19 protein-coding genes and 1 pseudogene are annotated in these 23,741 nt (G+C 54.0%); 4 read left to right on the forward strand and 16 right to left on the reverse strand.

The features are described 5' to 3' along the window. Window positions 1–65 precede the first annotated feature (65 nt). The 8 genes from carA to ribF all read right to left on the reverse strand — a co-directional run bounded on the left by carA (window position 66) and on the right by ribF (window position 9,371). Entirely contained in the window at window positions 66–1,214 is a 1,149-nt protein-coding gene (gene carA / locus OB87_RS00080) for a glutamine-hydrolyzing carbamoyl-phosphate synthase small subunit (RefSeq protein WP_033567509.1), read from the reverse strand. A gap of 453 nt (window positions 1,215–1,667) precedes the next feature. Next, window positions 1,668–2,489, reverse strand: coding sequence for a 4-hydroxy-tetrahydrodipicolinate reductase (gene dapB, locus OB87_RS00085; RefSeq protein ID WP_033567416.1), 822 nt, complete (start codon window positions 2,487–2,489; stop codon window positions 1,668–1,670). 176 nt (window positions 2,490–2,665) lie between these two features. Next, on the reverse strand, window positions 2,666–3,583 hold the full coding sequence (gene rihC, locus OB87_RS00090) for a ribonucleoside hydrolase RihC (protein WP_033567417.1): 918 nt from the start codon (window positions 3,581–3,583) through the stop codon (window positions 2,666–2,668). Window positions 3,584–3,655: 72 nt separating this feature from the next. After that, window positions 3,656–4,606, reverse strand: a complete 951-nt coding sequence (gene ispH, locus OB87_RS00095; RefSeq protein ID WP_033567418.1) for a 4-hydroxy-3-methylbut-2-enyl diphosphate reductase — start codon at window positions 4,604–4,606, stop codon at window positions 3,656–3,658. Then, a complete protein-coding gene (gene fkpB, locus OB87_RS00100; protein ID WP_033567419.1) occupies window positions 4,587–5,060 on the reverse strand; it encodes an FKBP-type peptidyl-prolyl cis-trans isomerase in 474 nt (157 codons plus the stop codon). The genes ispH and fkpB overlap by 20 nt, the downstream gene beginning before the upstream one ends. A 3-nt stretch (window positions 5,061–5,063) precedes the next feature. Continuing rightward, the gene (gene lspA / locus OB87_RS00105; protein ID WP_033567420.1) at window positions 5,064–5,570 is read right to left on the reverse strand and encodes a signal peptidase II; all 507 of its coding nucleotides are present in this window, start codon (window positions 5,568–5,570) and stop codon (window positions 5,064–5,066) included. Next, window positions 5,570–8,395, reverse strand: a complete 2,826-nt coding sequence (gene ileS / locus OB87_RS00110) for an isoleucine--tRNA ligase (RefSeq protein ID WP_033567421.1) — start codon at window positions 8,393–8,395, stop codon at window positions 5,570–5,572. Before ileS ends, lspA begins: the two co-directional genes overlap by 1 nt. Window positions 8,396–8,429: 34 nt before the next feature. Beyond that, the gene (ribF, locus tag OB87_RS00115; RefSeq protein ID WP_033567422.1) at window positions 8,430–9,371 is read right to left on the reverse strand and encodes a bifunctional riboflavin kinase/FAD synthetase; all 942 of its coding nucleotides are present in this window, start codon (window positions 9,369–9,371) and stop codon (window positions 8,430–8,432) included. Between the two features lie 395 nt (window positions 9,372–9,766). On the opposite strand from ribF, the gene rpsT reads away from it, so the two are divergent. Then, window positions 9,767–10,030, forward strand: a complete 264-nt coding sequence (rpsT, locus tag OB87_RS00120) for a 30S ribosomal protein S20 (protein WP_033567423.1) — start codon at window positions 9,767–9,769, stop codon at window positions 10,028–10,030. Window positions 10,031–10,099: 69 nt separating this feature from the next. Here the strand turns inward: rpsT and nhaR are convergent, their stop codons facing one another. The 4 genes from nhaR to dnaK all read right to left on the reverse strand — a co-directional run bounded on the left by nhaR (window position 10,100) and on the right by dnaK (window position 15,554). Then, window positions 10,100–10,990 (reverse strand): transcriptional activator NhaR, encoded by an 891-nt coding sequence (gene nhaR / locus OB87_RS00125; protein ID WP_033567424.1) that lies wholly within the window; start codon window positions 10,988–10,990, stop codon window positions 10,100–10,102. Between the two features lie 22 nt (window positions 10,991–11,012). Next, window positions 11,013–12,188 carry a Na+/H+ antiporter NhaA gene (gene nhaA / locus OB87_RS00130; protein WP_033567425.1) on the reverse strand — a complete coding sequence of 392 codons (1,176 nt, stop codon included), beginning with the start codon at window positions 12,186–12,188 and terminating at the stop codon, window positions 11,013–11,015. 212 nt (window positions 12,189–12,400) lie between these two features. Then, window positions 12,401–13,534 (reverse strand): molecular chaperone DnaJ, encoded by a 1,134-nt coding sequence (gene dnaJ / locus OB87_RS00135; protein ID WP_033567426.1) that lies wholly within the window; start codon window positions 13,532–13,534, stop codon window positions 12,401–12,403. A 109-nt stretch (window positions 13,535–13,643) separates the two neighbouring features. After that, a complete protein-coding gene (gene dnaK, locus OB87_RS00140) occupies window positions 13,644–15,554 on the reverse strand; it encodes a molecular chaperone DnaK (RefSeq protein ID WP_033567427.1) in 1,911 nt (636 codons plus the stop codon). A gap of 385 nt (window positions 15,555–15,939) precedes the next feature. Between dnaK and satP the strand changes: the two genes are divergently transcribed. Next, on the forward strand, window positions 15,940–16,512 hold the full coding sequence (gene satP, locus OB87_RS00145) for an acetate uptake transporter (protein WP_022634932.1): 573 nt from the start codon (window positions 15,940–15,942) through the stop codon (window positions 16,510–16,512). A 157-nt stretch (window positions 16,513–16,669) separates the two neighbouring features. Here satP and OB87_RS00150 read toward each other — a convergent pair whose 3' ends face one another. Beyond that, entirely contained in the window at window positions 16,670–17,989 is a 1,320-nt protein-coding gene (locus OB87_RS00150; protein WP_033567428.1) for an MFS transporter, read from the reverse strand. 128 nt (window positions 17,990–18,117) lie between these two features. After that, the gene (mog, locus tag OB87_RS00155; protein WP_033567429.1) at window positions 18,118–18,705 is read right to left on the reverse strand and encodes a molybdopterin adenylyltransferase; all 588 of its coding nucleotides are present in this window, start codon (window positions 18,703–18,705) and stop codon (window positions 18,118–18,120) included. Window positions 18,706–19,116: 411 nt separating this feature from the next. Between mog and OB87_RS00160 the strand changes: the two are divergent. Beyond that, a pseudogene (locus OB87_RS00160) lies at window positions 19,117–20,262 on the forward strand (GGDEF domain-containing protein). Between the two features lie 30 nt (window positions 20,263–20,292). Here OB87_RS00160 and tal read toward each other — a convergent pair. Then, window positions 20,293–21,246 carry a transaldolase gene (tal, locus tag OB87_RS00165; RefSeq protein ID WP_033567510.1) on the reverse strand — a complete coding sequence of 318 codons (954 nt, stop codon included), beginning with the start codon at window positions 21,244–21,246 and terminating at the stop codon, window positions 20,293–20,295. A 331-nt stretch (window positions 21,247–21,577) separates the two neighbouring features. Here tal and yaaA point away from each other — a divergent pair, with 331 nt between their 5' ends. Beyond that, on the forward strand, window positions 21,578–22,357 hold the full coding sequence (gene yaaA, locus OB87_RS00170) for a peroxide stress protein YaaA (protein ID WP_033567430.1): 780 nt from the start codon (window positions 21,578–21,580) through the stop codon (window positions 22,355–22,357). Window positions 22,358–22,449: 92 nt separating this feature from the next. Here yaaA and thrC read toward each other — a convergent pair whose 3' ends face one another. Then, window positions 22,450–23,739, reverse strand: coding sequence for a threonine synthase (gene thrC, locus OB87_RS00175; RefSeq protein ID WP_033567431.1), 1,290 nt, complete (start codon window positions 23,737–23,739; stop codon window positions 22,450–22,452). Window positions 23,740–23,741: the final 2 nt, after the last annotated feature.

Consider the following 23,741-nt stretch of genomic DNA (forward strand, 5'->3'; position numbering starts at 1 on the left):
TACTCACCGCTGCGTCGGCGTTCCCGCCTTGTACTTTTATCGCAGCGTGACTAAACGGATTCTGATTATTTGGTATGGCTACGGTAAGACTCAATCAGCTCGATGAAGTGATCGAACAGCGGCGCGGCGTCATGCGGGCCGGGGCTGGCTTCCGGGTGCCCCTGGAAGCTGAACGCCGCCTTATCGGTGCGGTGAATGCCCTGCAGCGAACCGTCGAACAGCGATTTGTGCGTCGCGCGCAGCGTGGCGGGTAAAGACGTTTCGTCTACCGCAAAGCCGTGGTTTTGCGCGGTGATCATCACACGATTACCGTCCAGATCTTTCACCGGGTGGTTGCCGCCGTGGTGACCGAACTTCATCTTGACGGTTTTCGCGCCGCTGGCCAGCGCCAGCAACTGGTGGCCCAGACAGATGCCGAACACCGGAATATCGGTTTCCAGGAAGGCTTTAATCGCCTTGATGGCGTAATCGCACGGCTCCGGGTCACCAGGGCCGTTGGAGAGGAAAATGCCGTCCGGATTCAGTTTCAGCACATCTTCTGCCGGGGTTTGTGCCGGTACGACGGTCAGACGGCAGCCGCGGTCCACCAGCATACGCAGGATATTGCGCTTCACGCCATAATCGTACGCCACCACGTGGTACGGCAGTTCGTTCTCGGTTTTTGCCGCTGGCAGCTCGCCTTCAAGCGTCCAGCTTCCCTGCAACCAGCTATAGCTGGAGTGGGTGGTCACCTCTTTCGCCAGATCCATCCCTTTCAGGCCAGGGAACGCTTTAGCTTTTTCCAGCGCCAGCGCCGCATCCGGTGCATCGCCCGCGATAATGCAGCCGTTCTGTGCGCCTTTTTCACGCAGCAGTCGCGTCAGTTTGCGGGTGTCGATATCCGCAATCGCCACGATGTTGTTGCGCTTAAGGTAATCAGACAGGCTTTCTTCGCTGCGGTAGTTGCTGGCAATCAGAGGTAAATCACGAATGACCAGGCCCTCAGCATGAACGGCGGGAGATTCTTCATCGGCTTCATTGGTGCCGACATTACCGATATGGGGATAAGTAAGAGTGACAATCTGGCGGGAATAGGAAGGATCAGTGAGGATTTCTTGATAACCGGTCATTGACGTATTGAAAACCACTTCCCCCACTGCCGCTCCCTCTGCCCCAATGGCCCGACCGTGGAATTGGGTTCCGTCTTCCAGAACCAATAGCGCTGACTTAATCAAAACACCCTCCAAGGAATAAAAAATCATGTTATTTGCATATTAATTCAGATTTAACGGACTAAATCAATGCAAAAACCACCTGTAAGGCAAATTTTCGGCAAATTGCGCGCATTTTAATGATGCCCCTGACCGTTGTCTAGCCAAACCGGATTTTTTTTCACTATTTTATGGCTTCAGGAGGTAATACGCAGCCATACCCGCAAAAACATACATCAACTATCAAAAGTAAACGGTTGCCAGCGCCAATGAATGATGAAGTGATTAAAATCACGCCAAAAACGGTAAGCGGAATCGCAAATGGTTAATACCCACCCCACAAAAAGACAGATAACATGAAAAAATACACACCTTAATTAAAAATAATGACAAGAATGACATTTTACAATAAAAATAAAGGCGCTATATTTAGCGCCATTAAAATCAATAAGTTAAATATATAAATATTTCAACCCACTATATATCATCAAGTCCAAGCACATCTTTCATATCAAAAAGACCATGATTACGAGAGCTTACCCACAATGCGGACCTGACAGCACCATTTGCAAACGTCATTCGACTGGAAGCCTTGTGAGTTATCTCTATACGCTCACCGATATCCGCAAACATCGCGGTATGTTCACCCACGATATCGCCAGCCCGAATGGTGGCAAAACCAATACTTTTCGGATCACGTTCGCCGGTATAGCCCTCACGTGCATAAACCGCACATTGCTTCAGATCGCGGCCCAGCGCCCCGGCTATCGCTTCGCCCATTGCCAACGCAGTGCCCGATGGTGCATCAACTTTGTGGCGATGGTGCGCTTCAATGATCTCAATGTCCGTGTAGTCGCCCATCACTTTGGCTGCTTTTTCCAACAGTTTGAGCAGCACGTTCACCCCAACGCTAAAGTTGGCAGCAAATACAATCCCAATGTCAGCCGCGGCCTGTTGGATAGCCGCTTTGCCCTGATCGTCAAACCCCGTGGTGCCAATCACCATCCCTTTACCGTGCTGACGACAAAAAGCCAGATGACTCAGCGTGCCTTCCGGGCGAGTGAAATCGATAAATACATCGAAATCGTCAACTACCGCCTCAAGGCGGCTTTGTACAATCACATCCGTTTTACCTGCGCCAGCCAGTTCTCCCGCATCGCTACCCAGTAGGGATGAACCTTCACGCTCCAGCGCAGCGCCCAGCACTACGCCATCCATCTGCAATGTAGCCTGAATCAACTGTCGCCCCATGCGGCCACCCGCTCCCGCGATAGCGACACGGATTTGTGCATCACGCATATTCGTACTCTTTATCTGTTGATGAATGAGAAAAGGTTATCAGGTTAACCAGCCCAGTCAGGGGCTGCCAGCCGAAAACGCCAATAATTAGAAATTTATGACAAAACAACGGGGATATCAGTAAAAGCTATTGTTTCCCCCTGCCGCCAGCCGCTGCCTCAGGCCGCCCCTGATACTCAGGGTGCCAGCGCCAACACCTGCGCCACCCAGGCGCGAAAGCCGTCCACATCCAGTGCTAACGCTACCTGTGCGTTAGCTGGGCGGTTCAGGCGATGTTGAAGATCAACCACCGTGGTGCCTGCGGTGTACTCGCCTCGGGTTTCTACCCCAACAAAACAATGTTGCAGGGTAAACAACGCCGGTTTCACCAGATAAGCGATAGCGCACAAATCATGCATACGCAATCCGGTCGCCATGCTGCCACTGCGATAGTGACTAAACAACGCATGAAGCATAGCGCCCGTTCGATTAAGCCCCGGTAACGTTTCCAGATAATCAGGAGCCAGCACCGCGTGATTGGTGACATCCAGACCACACATCACAATGTCGATACCGCTGCCGAACACTCGCGCCGCCGCTTCCGGGTCAATCGCCATATTGAACTCCGCATTCGGCGTAAAGTTACCGCGCCCTGACGAACCGCCCATCATCACCAGACGCTTGATGTTGTTTTTACACTGCGGGTATTGAGTCAGCAACAACGCAACATTGGTGAGTGGCCCAATGGTGACCAACGTTACCGGTTCGTCGCTACCGCTCAGGCATTCATACATCGCCTGCACGGCAGGCTTTTCCAGCGCTACCCGGTCATGCGCCACAAAGTCGTAACCCGCCATCCCAGACTCGCCGTGGACATAGGCCGCATCACCCAGCGCACGCGTCAGCGGCGTCGCCGCACCTTGTGCGACCGGCACCGTCGAGCCCCAGAAATGCAGCAGTTGCAGCGCATTGCGGGTGGTTCTTTCCACATCCACATTTCCCGCCACCGTGGTAACTAGCTTCAGATCCAGTTCAGGAGCGAACAAGGCGGCAGCGATAGCAACGGCGTCGTCAATGCCTGGGTCGGTATCCAGAATAATAGGGAGTCGATTCATGTGCTTGCTCCTAAAAAAATGCCAGGCGATTTTCATCGTCTGGCATCTTCTCATAATGATAAGGCGAACGTGTTATTCCACTTCACGAACATCCATGCGCAGTTCTTTCGGCACTTCAAACACGATGTTCTCTTCGCGCCCCTGCATCTCCATCGCAATCTGCCCGCCCATATTCTGCAGGCGTTTGATCACCTGCTGAACCAGCACGTCCGGCGCGGAAGCACCGGCCGTGACACCAACACAGGCAACATTCTTCAACCACTCTTCCTGAATATCATCTGCGGAATCAATCAGGTAAGACGGCTTACCAACGCGCTGCGCCAGCTCAGCCAGACGATTGGAGTTGGAAGAATTTTTCGAGCCAACCACCAGCACCACACACGCCTCCGCCGCCAGGTTACGTACCGCTTCCTGACGGTTAGTGGTGGCGTAGCAAATATCGTCCTTGCGCGGCCCGACAATCTGCGGGAAACGCGCCCGCAGCGCGTCAATCACCGCAGAGGTATCATCTACCGACAAGGTGGTTTGGGTCATAAAACAGAGATTAGACTCGTCTTTTACCTGCAACGCCCAGACATCCTCAGGGCCTTCCACCAGATACATGCCACCTTTCGGGTTGTTGTACTGACCCATGGTGCCTTCCACTTCGGGATGCCCGGCATGGCCTATCAGGATAGCCTCTGTTCCCTTGCGGCTGGCACGTGCCACTTCCATATGCACCTTGGTTACCAGCGGGCAGGTGGCATCAAAAACGGTCAGCTCCCGGCCTTTAGCTTCTGCCCTCACCGCCTGTGAGACACCATGCGCGGAAAAAATCAGAATGGCACCATCCGGCACATCTTCAATTTGTTCAATGAAGATAGCACCGCGCTCGCGCAGCCCTTCCACCACATAGCGGTTATGCACGACTTCATGACGGACGTAAATCGGCGCACCATAGACCTCCAGCGCCCGCTCAACAATGCTGATGGCGCGATCGACACCAGCACAAAATCCACGGGGATTAGCCAGCAGGATTTTCATGCGTTACCTCCGTCTGAAGGGGATGAATCTCCAGCACTTCCACGTCAAACGTGATGGTGTGCCCAGCCAGTGGATGGTTAAAATCCACCGTTATCGACTCTTCCGCCACCTCGCGGATAATGCCTGGCATGTCGTTACCGGCCATACCGCTGAACAACATGATGGTGCCCACGTCGGGCACACCGGTCTGCGCAAAATCGCGACGCAGGAAGAACTGGATCAGGTCCGGATTCGAAGGGCCGAATGCCGACTCCGGTGGCAGACTAAACTGACGGCGGTCACCGACACGCATGTTCAGTAACTGGGCCTCCAGCGCGGCTGACAGGCTACCGTCTCCCAGCCGGAACATCGCCGGTTTACCGTTTTCGCGCGTTGCTTCTGCCACAGAACCGTCTTCCAGCATCAGCGTAAAGTGCACCAGCACTTCGCAGCCATTTGTCACGAATTCCGTCATGCGTTATTTACCTTCCGCCTGTTTTTTTTGCGGAGAAGCCAGAAACCCCTCCAGCACAATCAACAGTGCACCCACCACAATCGCGCTATCTGCCAGATTAAAGGTCGGGTAATGCCAATCACCGACATAAACATCAAGAAAATCGATGACATAGCCATGTACCAGCCGGTCAGCCAGGTTGCCGATCGCGCCGCCGATAATCAATGAATAGGCGATATTGTTCAGCTTATGGCTGGCACTGGAGCGATGCATCATCGCCAGCAGCGCCACAATAATCACCAATGCGATCAGGGCAAATAACCAACGCTGCCAGCCCCCCTTATCCGCCAGGAAGCTGAACGCAGCGCCATAGTTATGGGCATAGGTAAAATTGAAGAATGGCACCAGCGATACCGATTCGCCCAGCTGGAAGTGGGTCATCACCCACTGCTTGCTGCCTAAATCGACCACCAGTACCAGCGCAGCCAGCCACAGCCAGCGCAGACCCGTTGCTCCAATAGATTTACTCATCAGACAAATTTACGCTCTTCGCCATTGCCGCCAACATTAGTCGCACAGCGACCACACACCTCTGGATGCGCGGCATTGCTGCCGATATCCGTTTCATAGTGCCAACAACGCGGGCATTTCTCCCCGTCGGCCTTACTAAGGACAACTTTCAGGCCAGGTAATTCACTCTGCTGTGCATCCGCCGGTGCATTTTCGCCATGTTCCAAACGCGCTTTGGAGGTTAACAAGGCAAAGTGCAGCTCGCCTTGCAAGCTGTTGAGGCGCGTAAACAGCGCGTCGTCGGCATATAACGTCACCGCGGCTTCCAGCGAACCACCGACACACTTGTCGTTACGCGCCTGCTCGATGACTTTATTCACTTCGCTACGCACATTCAGTATATCGGTCCAGAAAGCATCGTTCATTGGCTCGCTGTCAGCCAGCCCGAACAAACCGTCATACCACTCTTCGGTGAAGACATACTGCGCGCGCTCGCCCGGCAGATACCCCCAGATTTCATCGGCGGTAAACGACATAATCGGGGCCATCCAACGAACCAACGCTTCAGCGATATGGAACAGTGCGGTCTGACAGCTGCGACGCGCCACGCTATCATGCTTCGCCGTGTACTGACGGTCCTTGATGATGTCCAGATAGAACGACCCCATCTCGATGGAGCAGAACTGCATCAAACGCTGTACCACTCGGTGGAAATCGTAGCTTTCATAAGCTTCAACAATTTCGTCCTGCGCGGCTTTGGCACACCCCACCGCCCAGCGGTCCAGCACCACCATGTCTTCCGGTTTCACCCTATGCTGCGCCGGGTCGAAGCCATTCAGGTTCGCCAGCAGGAAACGCGCGGTGTTGCGGATACGGCGGTAGGCATCTGCGGAACGCTTGAGGATCTCGTCGGACACCGCTATTTCGCCGGAATAGTCGGTAGAACCGATCCACAGACGCAGAATATCGGCACCCAGCTTATCCATCACATCCTGCGGGCTGACGGTGTTGCCGATGGATTTCGACATCTTGCGGCCCTGACCGTCCACGGTGAAGCCGTGGGTCAGCACCTGACGGTACGGCGCTTTGCCTTTAATCGCAGTAGAAATCATCAGTGAAGACATGAACCAGCCACGATGCTGGTCAGAACCTTCCAAGTACATATCCGCCGCGTGGCCGCTGAATTCCGGACGCACATCCACCACCGAAGCGTGGGTCGACCCGGAATCGAACCAGACATCCAGCGTATCGGGTACTTTTTCATAATCGGCGGCGTCCGCGCCTAGCAGGTCAGCTGGGTTCAAATCCCACCACGCCTGAATGCCGTCCTGTTCGACACGTTTGGCAACAGCTTCGATCAGTTCAGCCGTGCGCGGATGCAGCGCCTGCGTCTCTTTATGCACGAACAGCGACATCGGCACGCCCCAGGTACGCTGACGGGAAATACACCAGTCAGGACGGTTCGCCACCATGGACTCAATGCGCGCCTGACCCCAATCCGGGATCCACTGCACGCCTTTGATTTCGGACAGCGACTGAGCGCGCAGCCCTTTCTGATCCATACTCACAAACCACTGCGGCGTGGCGCGGAATATAATCGGCGACTTGTGACGCCAGCAGCACGGGTAGCTATGCTGCAATTTTTCATCATGCAGCAGCGCGCCACGCTCACGCAGCAGTTCGACAATCTTGTCGTTGGCTTTGAACACGAACAGGCCGTCCAGCCCTGGGAAGGTGCCCGGCAGATAACAGCCGTTCGGCCCGACCGGGTTGGCGATTTCCAACTGATATTTCTGGCTGATGACATAGTCGTCCGGGCCGTGGCCACCGGCGGTATGCACCGCCCCTGTCCCCGCGTCCAGCGTAACATGATCGCCCAGGATGGCGGGTACATCAAAACCCATAAACGGATGACGGAAGCGCAGCAATTCCAGATCGCTGCCTTTGACGGCGTGACCCAGACGGGCGCTGACGTCGCTCCCCGTAACGCGTTTAGCAACCGCGTCAGCCAGCCCTTCAGCAACGATGATAGCTTTACCTGCCAACTGAATCAGCACGTAATCAATCTCGGTATTCAGGGCAATAGCGCGGTTGGCTGGCAGCGTCCAGGGGGTGGTGGTCCAGATAACCAACGCCACATCGCCGTTTACCGCATCGGCAGCCAGGCCGAATTTCGCCAGCACCGCTGCGCGGTCAACCGCGTTGAACGCGACATCAATCGCGGGAGAAGTTTTGTCGTAATACTCCACTTCCGCTTCCGCCAGCGCAGAACCGCAGTCGGCACACCAGTGCACCGGCTTGGCACCTTTGTGCAGGTGACCGTTCTCGATGATGCGGCCCAGCGCACGAATAATGTTGGCTTCGGTCTTGAAATCCATCGTCAGGTAGGGACGATCCCAGTCGCCCAGCACGCCCAGACGGATGAAGTCTTTCTTCTGCCCGGCAACCTGCTCGGCGGCATACTTGCGGCACTCTTCGCGGAACTGCGCGGCGCTGACTTTCTCGCCCGGCTTGCCCACCAGTTGTTCTACTTTTAGCTCGATCGGCAGGCCGTGACAGTCCCAGCCGGGGACATACGGCGAATCATAGCCGGACAAGCCTTTAGACTTGATAATAATGTCTTTGAGAATCTTGTTAACCGAGTGACCAATGTGAATGTTACCGTTCGCATACGGCGGGCCGTCATGAAGGATAAAGGTTTTTTTACCCTTCTTGGCGCCACGAATAATCCCGTACAAATCCTGCTCATACCAACGTTTCAGCATGTCAGGTTCGCGCTTGGCCAAATCGCCACGCATCGGGAACCCTGTTTCCGGCAGATTCAGGGTAGTTTTATAGTCACTCATTCGCTTCTCGATTTCGTTTTCGGCTAGAGAAAAATTAAACCGGTGCCTTCAACCCGAAGAACTCACGGGCGGCCACCACATCGTTGGCGATTTGCTGCTTCAGCGCATCCAGCGAAGCAAACCGCTGCTCACTACGTAATTTTTTACACATCACCACATCTATATGTCTGCCATACAGCTCCAGTGTTATATCCAGCAGATGGACTTCCAGTTGCTGACGTTTGTCTCCAGTCACGGTCGGACGAGTGCCAATGTTGGCCACGCCGGGCAACGGCGCATCGCCCAACCCGTATACCTTAACTGCATACACACCGCTGACTGGCGACACCTGGCGCTTGAGCGGCAGGTTAGCCGTGGGGAAACCGATGGTGCGCCCCAGCTCGTTGCCGTGCACCACCCGACCAGAAATACCGAACGGATGACCCAACAGTTCCTCCGTCAGGGCCAGGTTGTCCTGTGCCAGCGCTTCGCGCACCGCGGTGCTGCTCACCCGTTTGCCGCTGCTGCAGAACGTGGTCGTACTGATCACCTCGAAATTCTGCTCGGCCCCGGCTTTCTGTAATAACAGGAAATCCCCTTCCCGACCAGCCCCGAAGCGGAAGTCATCCCCTACGACCAGAAACTTCACGCCCAACTTTTCCACCAGCAGGCTGGAGATAAAGGTATTGGCATGGTTCGCAGCAAAACTGGCGTCAAAAGTGACACATAAGAGATAATCCACACCGGCCTGCGCCAGATATTTTACCTTGTCACGCAGACGGGTCAGTCGTGCCGGTGCTTTATCGGCAGCAAACAGCTCCAGCGGTTGAGGTTCAAAAATCATCACCATGACCGGCAACCCGCGAGCCTGCCCTTCCTGTTTCAGGCGTTCAAGCAATGCCTGATGTCCGCGGTGGACACCATCAAAGTTACCAATAGTTAGCACACAGCCGTAATGGCAGGCCTGAAGATTGTGTATACCGCGAATTAGCTGCATAACTGGCTCAAAACAGTGGAAATCGGCGGATTATACCTTGTACAGCGAGCAAGGTTAACCCGCGATTCATGCCTTTTATTGTTGACCCGGCGGATTTCGCCCTCCCGCTTTGATGAGAATATTTCATATACCAAAATCAGACGCCTCACCGGGCACGCGGCTTTTAACCCGTAATCAAACGCTTGACGTAACAAAGGCGGCAAACGGTGAATTTATGACGCGAAAGGCTGTATTCCCGACGCTTAAGCTGTTAAAATCCCGCGCCATCACAACGTAACAAGCGCTGGCGTACAAACGGCGCTTATTTGCACAAATCCATTGACAAAAGAAGGCTAAAAGGGCATATTCCTCGGCCTTTGAATTGTCCTCGATAGAATATATTTGGGAGTTGGACCTTGGCTAATATCAAATCAGCTAAGAAACGCGCCGTACAGTCTGAGAAGCGCCGCAAGCACAATGCAAGCCGTCGCTCCATGATGCGTACTTTCATCAAGAAAGTGTATGCGGCCATCGCCGGTGGCGATAAAGAAGCTGCACAGAAAGCATTTAATGACATGCAACCGATCGTGGATCGTCAGGCCAGCAAAGGTCTGATCCACAAAAACAAAGCTGCTCGTCATAAATCCAATCTGATTGCGCAGATCAACGCGATGCAGTAATCACGTTTACGTGATGAATCGCTGAAAAAACCGGCTCAGGCCGGTTTTTTTGTGCCCGTATACCAGGCTTCATTCGCAAAACAGAGAAGAAAAGTCCTCATTACAGACACGCTGTACCGCCGGATGCTGGATCATACGCTCCGCGAAGATGACGTAATACTCGTCCTGAATGTTGTCGAGGCGGCCAATTTCCATGATGTCGTCTTGCGCGGCCATCTCGCGGGCATGTAGAGACGGCGCAACAAAAACCGCATCGTGGCTCATACCGAAAGCCGTCATCAATGCGGCGTCATCAAACTCGCCCATAATATCGACCTGCAAACTTTGTTCACTAAACCAGTTGACCAACTTACGGCCCAGCATGGTACGGCGCGCCGGAATTAATAACTTACGTTGCGACAGACAACCAGGAAAAGGCACGCTCGGCCCCGGTTGACGACAATAGAAACTCACACCACATTCACCGAGCTTGCGGGAAAACAGCCCCGCCTGCTGGCCGGAATCGACCGGGCAATCCGACAGAATCATGTCCAGCTTATGCTGACTCAACTGCTCGATCAGCATTTCATGGGTAGACTCGAAGCAGCGCAAATGAATCGGCGTCTGTTCATTCACCACCGTTTCCAGCACGCGGCTCACCAGTCGTTTGGACAAGGCATCCGCAACGCCAACATCAAACAGCAGGCTGGACTCCTTGCGGTAATTCACGATATCCAGCATTTCCTGGCTCAACGCAAACATCTTGTCCGCATAGCGAAACACCAGTTGACCCAGCTCGGTTGGCTCCAGTCCCCGCCCTTTACGTTTGAACAGTTTGCCCTGCAAGCGTTCTTCCAGCGACTTGATCTGTCCGGTAATCGTCTGCGGCGTCAGGAACAACCGTTCGGCGGCCCCCGCCACCGAACCGGTCTTGCACACCTGCCAAAAATAATAGAGATGGTTGAAGTTGATGTGCGACATACGATCTCCTCTCATACACGCCTTAGCGTTGTACGGCAGGCAATACCGAACGGAGCGTCAGATAACCCAGCACCGCCGTTGCAAACGACGTCAGTAAGATCGCCAGTTTGGCATACAGAATGTCCTCTGCCGATACGTCGCTAAATGCCAGCAACGTAATGAAGATAGACATGGTGAATCCAATACCGCACAGCACCGATACCGCCATCACCTGACGGAAATCCACACCGGCGGGTAATTTCCCCAACCCAAAGCGGATCACCAGCCAGCTAAACAACGACACGCCAATCGGTTTACCCAGCAATAACCCGCTGGCAATGCCCAACGTTAAAGGCGATAACAAATGTTCAGCGTCGACACCCTGCAGCGTAATGCCAGCATTGGCGAAGGCAAACAACGGAATGACCAAAAACGCGATCCAGCTTGCCAGACCATGCTCCAGCGTACTGGCGGGAGAAGGGTGACCCGACGGAACGCGCAACGGAATGAAGAAGCCAACAATCACACCGGCCAGCGTGGCATGTACACCGGATTTCAGAATACAGACCCAGAGCACGATTCCGACCAGCAGATAAGCCGACGTTTTCATCACCTGTTGATAGTTCATGTAGGCCAACAGCACGATCGACGCCAGCGCACCCGACAGCGCCACCCAGTGCAGTTGCTGGGTATAAAACAGGGCAATAATTACGATCGCGCCCAAATCGTCGATGATTGCCAACGCCAGCAGGAACACTTTCAGTCCTGTCGGCACCCGCTTACCCAACAAGACCAGAATACCTACCGCAAAAGCAATATCCGTCGCGGTTGGAATTGCCCAACCGGAGCGCGTTTCCGCATCAGAGGCGTTGAACAACAGAAAAAACAGTGCAGGAACCAACATCCCGCCAAAAGCCGCCACGACTGGCAGTATCGCTTGCCGTCGGCTCGCCAGTGCACCGACCACCAGTTCGCGTTTTACTTCCAGACCGACCTGCAGGAAAAATAGCGCCATCAAGCCATCATTGATCCACAGCAGCAGCGGCTTGTTAATTTCCAGCCCGCCAATGCCCATCACCACTGGTATCTCCAGAAAAGACTGATACCACTGTAATGTGGTCGGTATATTGGCGGCCAGTAACGCCAGCAGCGTCGCGGCAATCAAAATCATGCCAGCTGCCGCTTCCAGCCCAGTGAGATAGCGGAACAGTTTTATCACTTTTATTCTCCCTTACAGCATCGTTCCTGAACATCGTTGATGAGCATCACTGCTCAATAATGGATAGCAAGGTTAAGCCACAGTACTCATCGTTAAAAGCAGTTTTAAACTGAATTAATGCTCGAAAAAATCGAATTATTGAGTAACGCCAATAAAAAAACCGGCCAGGTAAACCAGCCGGTTTGCATCATTGCGTCACGGTGTGACCAGGATCAGCGAGTCAGATCGTCAAAGAATTTCTTCACACCATCGAAGAAACTTTTGGAGCGCGGACTGTTGCTTTCACCTGTCGGACCGCCAAAACTCTCCTGCAATTCCTGCAGCAGTTGTTTTTGACGATCGCTCAGATTGACCGGGGTTTCCACCACCACCCGGCACAGCAGGTCACCCTGCATACCACCGCGTACCGATTTCACGCCTTTGCCGCGCATACGGAATAGTTTGCCGGTTTGCGTTTCCGCGGGGACTTTCAGCATTACACGCCCATCGAGCGTCGGCACTTCAATTTCACCGCCCAGCGCCGCCATCGCAAAGTTGATCGGCACTTCGCAATAAAGATTGTTGTCTTCTCGCTGGAAGATTGGGTGTTCGCGCACCTGCACTTGCACGTACAGATCGCCAGCCGGGGCACCAAATTCCCCTGCTTCCCCTTCACCCGCCAGACGGATGCGATCGCCTGTATCAACCCCTGCCGGGATCTTGACCGACAGCGTCTTACTTTTCTCAACGCGCCCGTGACCATGACACTTCGTGCAAGGATCTTTGATGATCTTACCGCGACCATGACAGTGCGGACAGGTTTGTTGCACGGTGAAGAACCCCTGACGCATCTGTACCTGTCCGTTGCCGTGACAGGTTGGACAGGTCACCGCGTTGCTGCCCGGTCTGGCACCGCTGCCATGACAAACGTCGCATTCCTGTAGCGTCGGGATACGGATCTCTTTGCTGACACCACGTACCGCTTCTTCCAGCGTCAATTCCATGGTGTAGCGCAAGTCAGAACCTCGGCTTGCACGCTGACGGCGACCACCGCCAAAAATATCACCGAAAACATCACCAAAGATATCGCCGAAATCAGCACCGCCGAAACCACCGGCACCGCCGCCACCCATGCCACCCTGCTCAAACGCAGCATGTCCATACTGATCGTAGGCAGCGCGTTTCTGAGCATCGGTCAAAATCTCATAGGCTTCTTTGACTTCCTTGAATTTGGCTTCAGCATCTTTGTCGCCCGGATTGCGATCCGGGTGATATTTCATCGCCAGCCGTTTGTAAGCCTTTTTGATTTCGCGCTCATCCGCGCCTTTCGCAACGCCCAGAATCTCGTAGTAGTCTTGCTTCGCCATTCTTTTTTCCTGCCCTCAACATGCGTGCACGGGCGCAGAGTTTCCCCGACGCCCGTGCTGGTTGCCAGCAACAGTATGAGCTACCGCTACTGCGCCCGCTTAAGGGCGATTATTTCTTGTCTTTGACTTCTTCGAACTCAGCGTCAACGACATCATCATCCTGACGGGCTGCATTGTCGGCACCAGCAGCACCGGCCTGAGCCTGTTGCTGCTGAGCGGCTTCCAGCAGTTTGGTAGACGCTTCCGCCAACTTCTGGATCTTCGCTTCGATGTCTGCTTTATCTTCGCCTTTCAGTGCAGTTTCCAGCTCTTTCAACGCGTCTTCAATAGCAGTCTTATCGGCAGCGGCCAGCTTGTCGCCGGTTTCTTCCAGCTGTTTGCGGGTGCTGTGCAGCAGGTGGTCACCCTGATTGCGCGCCTGCACCAGCTCTTCAAATTTACGGTCCGCTTCGGCGTTAGCTTCAGCGTCACGCACCATCTTCTGGATTTCGTCTTCGTTCAGGCCAGAAGACGCCTTGATGGTGATGTTCTGCTCGCGGCCGCTGTTCTTGTCTTTAGCGGAAACGTGCAGGATGCCATCGGCATCGATGTCGAATGTCACTTCGATCTGCGGCATACCGCGCGGTGCTGCCTGAATACCATCCAGGTTGAACTGACCCAGTGATTTGTTATCGTGGGCGCGCTTACGCTCACCCTGCAGTACGTGAATAGTCACCGCAGACTGGTTGTCTTCCGCCGTCGAGAACACCTGACTGTGCTTGGTCGGGATAGTGGTGTTCTTGGTAATCAGCGGGGTCATCACGCCGCCCATGGTTTCGATGCCCAGAGACAGCGGTGTAACGTCCAGCAGCAGCACGTCTTTCACGTCACCAGCCAGCACACCACCCTGTACCGCAGCGCCAATTGCGACGGCTTCGTCCGGGTTCACATCTTTACGCGGTTCTTTACCGAAGAAATCGGCCACTTTCTTCTGTACCAGCGGCATACGTGTCTGACCGCCGACCAGGATCACATCGTGAATTTCGGAAACCGACAGCCCGGCATCCTGCAATGCCACTTTCAGCGGCTCCAGAGAACGGGTTACCAGATCTTCAACCAGCGATTCCAGTTTGGCGCGAGTTACCTTGATGTTCAGGTGTTTCGGGCCAGTCGCGTCCGCCGTGATGTACGGCAGGTTCACATCGGTCTGCTGAGCAGAAGACAGTTCGATCTTCGCTTTTTCCGCCGCTTCTTTCAGACGCTGCATTGCCAGCGGGTCGTTACGCAGGTCAAAGCCTTGCTCTTTTTTGAATTCGTCAACCAGGTAGTTGATCATACGGCTGTCGAAGTCTTCACCGCCCAGGTGGGTATCACCGTTGGTCGCCAGCACTTCGAAGGTTTTCTCGCCGTCAACATCATCGATTTCAATGATGGAGATATCGAACGTACCGCCGCCCAGGTCATATACCGCGATAGTGCGGTTGCCGACACCTTTGTCCAGGCCGTAAGCCAGCGCAGCCGCCGTCGGTTCGTTAATAATACGTTTGACTTCCAGACCCGCGATACGGCCAGCGTCTTTGGTCGCCTGGCGCTGGGCGTCGTTGAAGTAAGCCGGTACGGTAATAACCGCTTCGGTGATGGTTTCACCCAGATAGTCTTCCGCCGTTTTCTTCATTTTTTTCAGCACTTCTGCGGAAATCTGCGGCGGAGCCAGCTTCTGATCTTTTACGTCAACCCATGCGTCGCCGTTGTCGGCCGGAATGATCTTGTACGGCATGATGTTGGTATCACGCTGTACTTCTTCATCCTGGAAACGACGACCAATCAGACGCTTAATGGCGAACAGCGTATTTTTCGGGTTAGTCACCGCCTGACGTTTAGCCGGTTGGCCAACCAGAGTTTCACCATCTTGCGTATAGGCAATAATGGAAGGCGTGGTGCGATCGCCTTCGCTGTTTTCCAGTACTTTAACCTGCGTACCGTCCATAATCGCTACACAAGAGTTGGTTGTACCCAAGTCGATACCAATAATCTTACCCATCTAAACATCTCCACTTAAAAGTCATATCCGGTGTGGTGGTTTAACCTACTATGCGGGCGAAATGTTGCTTTTCAACACCCCCGAAATCGTCTTTATTTTTTCGGTCAAACCGCTTGATGACTCTAAGATGGGGACGACAATTCCTGCATCAAGGGGCACTAACCAAAAAAAACTGCATCTTCCCGGTTTTTGATCAAAGTATTCGCATCCTATCTGGTTGTATCGCCCATTGCCGCCCGCTATGATGCCGCGCTCGCCGCAGAAAAGGGATTGACCCGGCCTGACAGCGGGTACTGGCGACGCGCCGTTTACCTCATAGGTACGCCCGCCGGGTAAACCTTGAGACACAACACCACATTGACCATTTTGTTATTGCAGAGGATGTATGCACGCTAAAACGTTGGCGAATCCGGGCCCACTGGGACTGATGGGCTTCGGGATGACCACCATTCTGTTAAACCTGCACAATGCAGGCTTTTTCCCACTGACTTCCATTATTCTGAGCATGGGAATCTTCTACGGCGGCATCGCCCAGATCCTGGCTGGTTTGCTGGAGTATAAGAAAGGCAATACCTTTGGCGTGACAGCCTTTACCTCCTACGGCGCATTCTGGCTGACGCTGGTCGCCATCATCATGCTGCCGAAAATGGGCCTGGCGGAAGCCGCCGACGCACAGTTCCTCGGCGTGTTCCTGGCGCTGTGGGGCATCTTCACCCTGTTCATGTTCTTCGGCACGCTAGGTGCCAACCGCGCATTGCAGTTCGTATTCGCCAGCCTGACCGTGTTGTTCGCCCTGCTGGCGATCGGCAACATCACCGGCAACCATGCACTGCTGACCTTCGCTGGTTATGAAGGCATCATCTGTGGTGCCAGTGCCATTTATCTGGCGATGGCCGAAGTACTTAACGAACAGTATGGCCGAACCGTACTGCCGATTGGTGCTCGCGGCGCACACTGACAGAACACCGCGTAGAACGGCACCAACGTAAGTCAATGCAACGGCTCCCTGCCCTTACTGGGGGTTTTGTATAGACCAAAAGAGAGGCGCTTGATGCGCCTCTCTTTTTTATCCGATTTATCCGAATATCCACGTTTTCTCGACTACCCGTAATCGGTTAAATCCTGGCGGGAGAACCCACCTGCTCAGCCTGCGCTTCCACTTCACGGTGAGCATAACTCTGCAGATACACACCCAGTACCAACCCCAATGTGCACAACGCCAACACATAGAAAGCCGGTGCCAGCGGTGTCCATTTCATCATCAGCGTAACGAAAATGGGCGTCATGCCGCCAAAAATGGCGTATGCCACGTTATACGAGAAGGAAATACCGGAGAAACGCACCGCCGCCGGGAACGCCCGCACCATGACGTAAGGCACCGCGCCCACCACCCCGACGCTCAACCCCGCCAGCGCATAGCTGACAAACAACAGGCTATGGCTCTGCGCGGCATGGGAATAAAACAACCAACTGCAAGCCGCAAACAACACACTGCCGATGATGAAGGTTCGCCCCACACCAATCCGGTCCGCCGCCAGCCCGGCGATAATACAGCCGACCATCAACGCCACCGTGGCCAGACTGTTAGCCTGTAATGTCAACGCCGCCGGGATGCCATACAATTTTTGCAGATACACCGGTGCCATCAGAATTACGACGACAATCCCAGCGGACAATATCCACGTCAACAACATGCTAACCAGTATCGCTTTCTTATGACGTAGCACGATGGTCTTCAGCGGCAGTTCGTCCGCCAGCGCTTTGTGCGCCTGCATTTCGCGGAAAACCGGCGTTTCCTGCAACCAACGGCGCAAATACAGCGCGATAAGTCCGAAGATGCCACCGATAAAGAAGGGAATACGCCAGCCACCGGCAACGATCTGCGCAGGCGGCAATAACGTATTCAGCAGCGTAGCAATCATCGAACCGAACAAAATCCCCAGCGTCAGCCCAGCGGTCAGCGTGCCACAGGCGATGCCAATGCGGGAGCGGGGAACGTGTTCCGCGACAAACACCCAGGCACCCGGTACTTCACCACCGATAGCCGCACCCTGGAGTACCCGCATTAATAGCAGCAGCAAAGGAGCCGCGATGCCGATGGACGTATAGGTCGGCAACATCCCCATTCCCAGCGTGGGCAGAGCCATCAGTAAGATGCTCAGGCTGAACATTTTTTTGCGACCGACCCGATCGCCAAAATGGGCCATCACGATACCACCCAGCGGGCGAGCCAGATAACCGGCGGCAAAGATGCCAAAGGTTTGAACCTGCCGCAGCCACTCAGGAATATCCGACGGGAAAAACAGATCGCCGATAACCGCAGCAAAAAAGACGAAGATGATGAAGTCGTAAAACTCCAGCGCGCCGCCCAGTGCCGCCAATGAGAGGGTATGATAGTCGTGTCGATTTAATCGACGGTGTTGTTCGCCAGCCATAAATCACCGCACAATGCCAGTACAATAAGAAAATAATTTCAAATTGCCGTGTAAATAAAACCTTACTATAGCGGCAGATTTTTGACACACCAACACCGGGCGATGGTTATCAACAAATTGCGTCAACTTCAGTTTTTTATATCGCGTATCGCACTCTTGGGGCGAAAAGCTGCTACTACGTCCGGATTGGTTTCGATATAAGGCCCTTCCAGCAGTTGGATGCAGTAGGGAACACTGGCGAAAATCCCCGGCACGATAACCTGGCCGGACGCATCTTTCAGGCCGGTCAGCGTCTCGCGAATGGATTTCGGTTGCCCTGGCAGGTTGAGAATCAGCGCCTGTTTACGGATCACGCCAACCTGGCGCGACAGAATAGCGGTGGGAACAAAACGCAGGCTGATCTGCCGCATCTGCTCACCGAATCCCGGCATTTCCCGATCGGCCACCGCCAGCGTGGCATCCGGCGTCACATCCCGACGCGCCGGACCCGTGCCGCCAGTAGTCAGAACCAAATGGCAACCGCACTCATCCACCAATTCACACAGCGTCTGTTCGATCAACGGTTGCTCATCTGGCACCAGCCGGGTTTGCACGTCGAAGGGAGTGGTCAGTGCTTCCTCCAGCCATGCCTGTAAAGCCGGAATGCCTTCATCCTGATAGACACCGCTGGACGCGCGATCAGAAATGGATACCAAACCAACACATAGACTGTTCATAAGCACCTCTTGTTTATCAAAAATTTTATTCTATCAGTCTGATTAACTATCCGAAGCGTTAAATCCATTCAAAAATCTGCTCGCGAATGCGACAATGCTCGAAATCTGCACGGTGCCGCCAAAAAATGCATTGCAACCGTGCACAATATCTAACGATTCAACGAGTTAATTCTCGTTTATCGGTTAACATTTCTGACAAAAACAATAATTAACAGTCTACCTCAGCCAGCATGATTGTCGCAGCCAGATTGAACAAGGAAAGTGAACGGAAACCACAGCATTCATGATGACAGTGCGAACTCCGGGCACCCTCCAGTTCCCCCGACAAGCGAAATCTCCGAGCGGAGCGACTCTGTACGTAAAAGTCATTGCCGGGCAACGGTGCGTCATCGGGAAATGCAGGAAAAGTGAATGAATTTCATTAAAGATAACATCGTCAGGTTGCTTGCCAATCCGGTTTCCGCGTTTGTGTTGTTTGGCCTGTTTTCCGCCGCCTTGACCAGTCTGTTGTTGTTGAACTCCCACCAAAAAGACTGGCAGGAGGAAAAACGCAATTTCGACAGCATCATTCGTCTGTACGAATCCTATAACACCAGCGGCGAAATCACTGAAAGCGACCATTTTTACAAAGTCGGTAACTCAATGTTTTCCCGTGTGCGCATCATGGCATTCAACACCCGTGATGCCAGCCATGAATGTATCAACCGGCTGTCAGAACTGAATCTTTCTCTTAACGATATGGCGATCATCCGGGTATGCCAGAATCTGCTGCCGTCCGCCGGTAACCCGCCGGAAAAGGATCAACTCACCACCGTCATGCCGATCCTTTCCCCCACAGACAAGCTGATCGGGCTACGCGTGCGCGTCACTACGCTCGATTCCTCACCCGGTTTTAGCAGCATTGCCACCACCTCGGCGGAAACCATCACGTTAGCCTGTATCAGCCTGATGATTGCCGTTATGGGTAGCCTGCTGTCGCTGGTCGCCAAAAAATATCTGATCGAATTGCCCACCACCGCTCGTTACGATGACCTGACTGGCTTTCTGCGTCGGGATGCGTTTTACCAGTCAGCCAACCGTGCATTAAAAGCCGCGAGCCATGAAAACAAGCCACTGTGTGCCATGCTGATTGATATCGATCACTTCAAGCAGGTGAACGACACATGAGGGCACGCGGCAGGCGACGAAGCATTAAAAGCGGTGGCGGACGTTATTCGTCAATCGTTTCGTCGCCATGACATCCTCTGCCGCCTGGGCGGCGATGAGTTTGCCGTCATACTGCCCAACATCGTGCAGGAAAACGCCGTGCGTGTAGCAGAGCGCGTCAGAGAGGGAATCCATGAGCTCGGCCACGCCCCAACATCAATCTCGCCGGGAATTACCGTCAGCATTGGGCTGGTGACTATCGAGTCAGCGGATGAAGGGTTGGATGAAATCATTCGTCGCGCCGACATTAACCTGTATCTGGCGAAAAGAACCCGCAATTGCACGATCACCACCCCGCTTGCTCACTCTGTGCAGAGCGATGCAGAAACAAAAACGGCCAGCGCCAGCTGACCGTTTTCCACACTAACGAGATGTCGCGTATTACAGCAGCGCGGCGATCATTTTTTCCAGTTTTTCCTGGTCTACCGCAAATTTACGGATGCCGTCAGCCAGTTTGTCCACTGCCATCGGATCCTGATTGTGCTGCCAGTAGAATTCAGACTCGGTCAGCCTGGCCGGACGCGCTTTCACCTCACCGCCGTAAGACAGTTTGCGCACTACGTCGCCCTGGCTTTCCGCCAGCTCTTTGAGCAGCGCTGGTGCGATGGTCAGGCGATCGCAACCAGCCAGTTCCAGAATCTCACCGACATTACGGAAGCTGGCACCCATCACCACCGTCTCATAACCGTGCTGTTTGTAATATTTGTAGATGTCGGTAACGGAGATCACGCCCGGATCTTCATGCGGCGCGAACTCTTTCTTGTCGCTGTTGGCTTTGTACCAATCCAGAATACGACCCACAAACGGGGAGATCAGGAATACGCCCGCTTCAGCACAGGCACGCGCCTGAGCAAACGAGAACAGCAGGGTCAGGTTACAGTTGATGCCTTCTTTTTCCAGCTGCTCGGCGGCGCAGATACCCTGCCAGGTGGAGGCCAGTTTGATCAGAATACGGTCGTTGCTGATGCCAGCATCGTTGTACAGTTTGATCAGGCGCTTAGCTTTAGCGACGCTCGCTGCGGTGTCATAAGAGAGGCGGGCGTCCACTTCGGTAGAGATGCGCCCCGGAATCAGCTTGAGAATTTCCAGACCAATATTGACCGCCAGTTTGTCTGTCGCATCGACAATCTGCTGCTCGCGTTTGTTGCTCTGCGCGCGGGCCCAGGTCACAGCGTCATCAATCAGCGCACGGTATTCCGGGATTTGCGCAGCATTCAGAATCAGGGAAGGGTTGGTGGTGGCGTCCTGCGGCTGGTAAAGCTTCATTGCCGCGATATCGCCGGTATCCGCCACCACGGTGGTGAATTGGCGTAGGGAAGTCAGTTTATCCGTCATGTTGGCCTTTCTCATTTTGTTTGCGCCTGTACTTGTGTACACGAGCGCTTGTGCATGAACTGGTGGCAGGAACTGTCGCCAGAGCCTGATAATAACACGCGCCCAAGCCCGCGCAAGCGGACCAGAAAAAACCGCGCTTAGGATGCAGTGCTTTTTTTCAATTAAAAATCAATAGAATAAGCATCATCTATTTTTCTTTTCACCCGGTTTTGATGAAAAATCACCAGAGAAACGACACAACACCGATTTATCACACCTGTCACAGCTATCGCCCCTTTTTTAGCGGCTTTTGCTACAGTAAGGCCATTCAAGACACTAACGGGATACGTTTATGCTGATCACCCTTTCACCTGCCAAGACGCTGGATTACACCAGCCCGCTGCCGACCCAACGCTACACGCAGCCCGTTCTGCTGGAGCATTCCCAGCAACTGATACGGCACTGTAAACAGTTGACCCCGGCGGAAATTGCGTCGCTGATGGGCATCAGCGACAAACTGGCGGACCTGAATGCAGCCCGCTTTCAGGAATGGCACCCGGAATTTTCGCTGGATAACGCGCGCCAGGCGTTGCTGGCGTTCAAAGGCGATGTTTATACCGGGCTGGCAGCGGAGGATTTCAACGAGGCGGATTTCGATTTCGCCCAGCAGCATCTGCGTATTTTGTCCGGTCTGTACGGCGTGCTACGGCCGCTGGACCTGATGCAGCCTTACCGGCTGGAAATGGGCATCCGGTTGAAAAACGACGCGGGCAACGATCTGTATCAGTTCTGGGGCGATACCATCACCGAAACGCTCAATCAGGCGCTGAAAGCACAGAACGACGATATTCTGATCAATCTGGCGTCCGACGAATACTTCAAATCCGTCAAACCGGCCAGGCTCAAGGCACGGCTGATAAAACCGGTCTTTCTCGATGAGAAGAATGGCAAGTTTAAGGTGATCAGCTTCTACGCCAAGAAAGCGCGCGGCCTGATGAGTCGCTTCATCATTCAGAACCGCCTGACCACACCAGAGCAACTGAAAGCTTTCGACAGCGAAGGCTATTACTTTGACGCCACCGACTCCTCGGCAGACGAACTGATCTTCAAGCGCCACGAGCGCAACGCCTGATAAAACAAAGTACCGTTCCATAAACGAACACGGCCGGAAAGCGGTTTCCCCCTTTCCGGCCGTCATACGTGCGAAAGTAATACGTTGCAGAATTAGTGCGGCAATTCCATCAGGAATTTACGCAACTGCGCGAAGTCCGGTGCAAAGTGGTGCGACAGCAGCGCCGAATCGGCACGTTCCGCCAGCGCCTGCGGCAACGGTAGTGTCTTACCAAGAATCGCCTCAACGCTTTCCTTGAACTTCGCCGGATGGGCGGTGCCCAGGAATAAGCCGTATTCGCCCGGTTGCAACTGATCACGCAGCAAGCGGTAAGCAATCGCCGCGTGCGGCTCGGACGTGTAGCCCAGCGATTCCAGTTCCAGCATGGTGGCTTTGGTTGTCTCATCGCTCACCGCGCCGAACGCCAACGCTTTCAGTTGCCAGTTCTTACGGCGGAACAGCTCTTCCACACGCGGCCAGTTGTTCGGCTGACTTACGTCCATCGCATTAGACAGCGTTGCCACGGTCGGATTTGGCTGCCAGGCACCGCTTTGCAGAAAACGCGGCACCGTGTCGTTAGCGTTGGTGGCGGCGATAAAGCGTTTTACCGGCAGGCCCAGCGATTTCGCCAGCAGTCCAGCGGTCAGGTCACCGAAGTTACCACTCGGCACCGATACCACCAGCTGATTGCGCGCTTCCTGCGGCAACTGTGCTACCGCTTCAAAATAGTAGCTGATCTGCGCCAGCAAGCGACTGATATTGATGGAATTGGCAGAGTTCAGCCCAATGGCACGCTTCAGTTCCTCATCATCAAATGCCTGCTTCACCAGTGCCTGGCAGGCATCGAAATCGCTGTCGACAGCGATAGTGTGAATGTTGCCACCCAGCGTACAGAACAGTTTTTCCTGTAGCGGACTGATCTTGCCGTTCGGATACAAGATCACCACCCGCACATTCTTCAAACCGTAGAACGCATGAGCCACCGCCGCGCCGGTATCGCCAGACGTGGCTGTCAGGATCGTGATCTGTTGATCGCCCGCGACTTCCGCCAGCATCTGCGCCATCAGGCGGCCACCGAAGTCCTTGAATGCTAATGTCGGGCCGTGAAACAGCTCCAGCGCAGCAATGTCCTCGCTCACCGGTACGACCGGTGCCGGGAAGCGGAAAGCCGCTTTAACACGCTGGTAGACGGTTTCATCAGACATCTCATCACCAATGAATGCTGACAGAATGCGGCTGCTGCGGGTGACAAAATCCAGCTCCAGCAGTTCATCAATCGTCGTGCGGTCGAATTCCGGCAGCTCCAGCGGGAAAAACAGGCCCTGATTGCTCCCCAGCCCTTTGCGGATCGCTTCGGCGAAATTCACCTGTTCATTGTGATCTTTCAGATTGTACAGTTTCATGC

Source organism: Dickeya undicola, from assembly GCF_000784735.1.
GTDB lineage: Bacteria > Pseudomonadota > Gammaproteobacteria > Enterobacterales > Enterobacteriaceae > Dickeya > Dickeya undicola.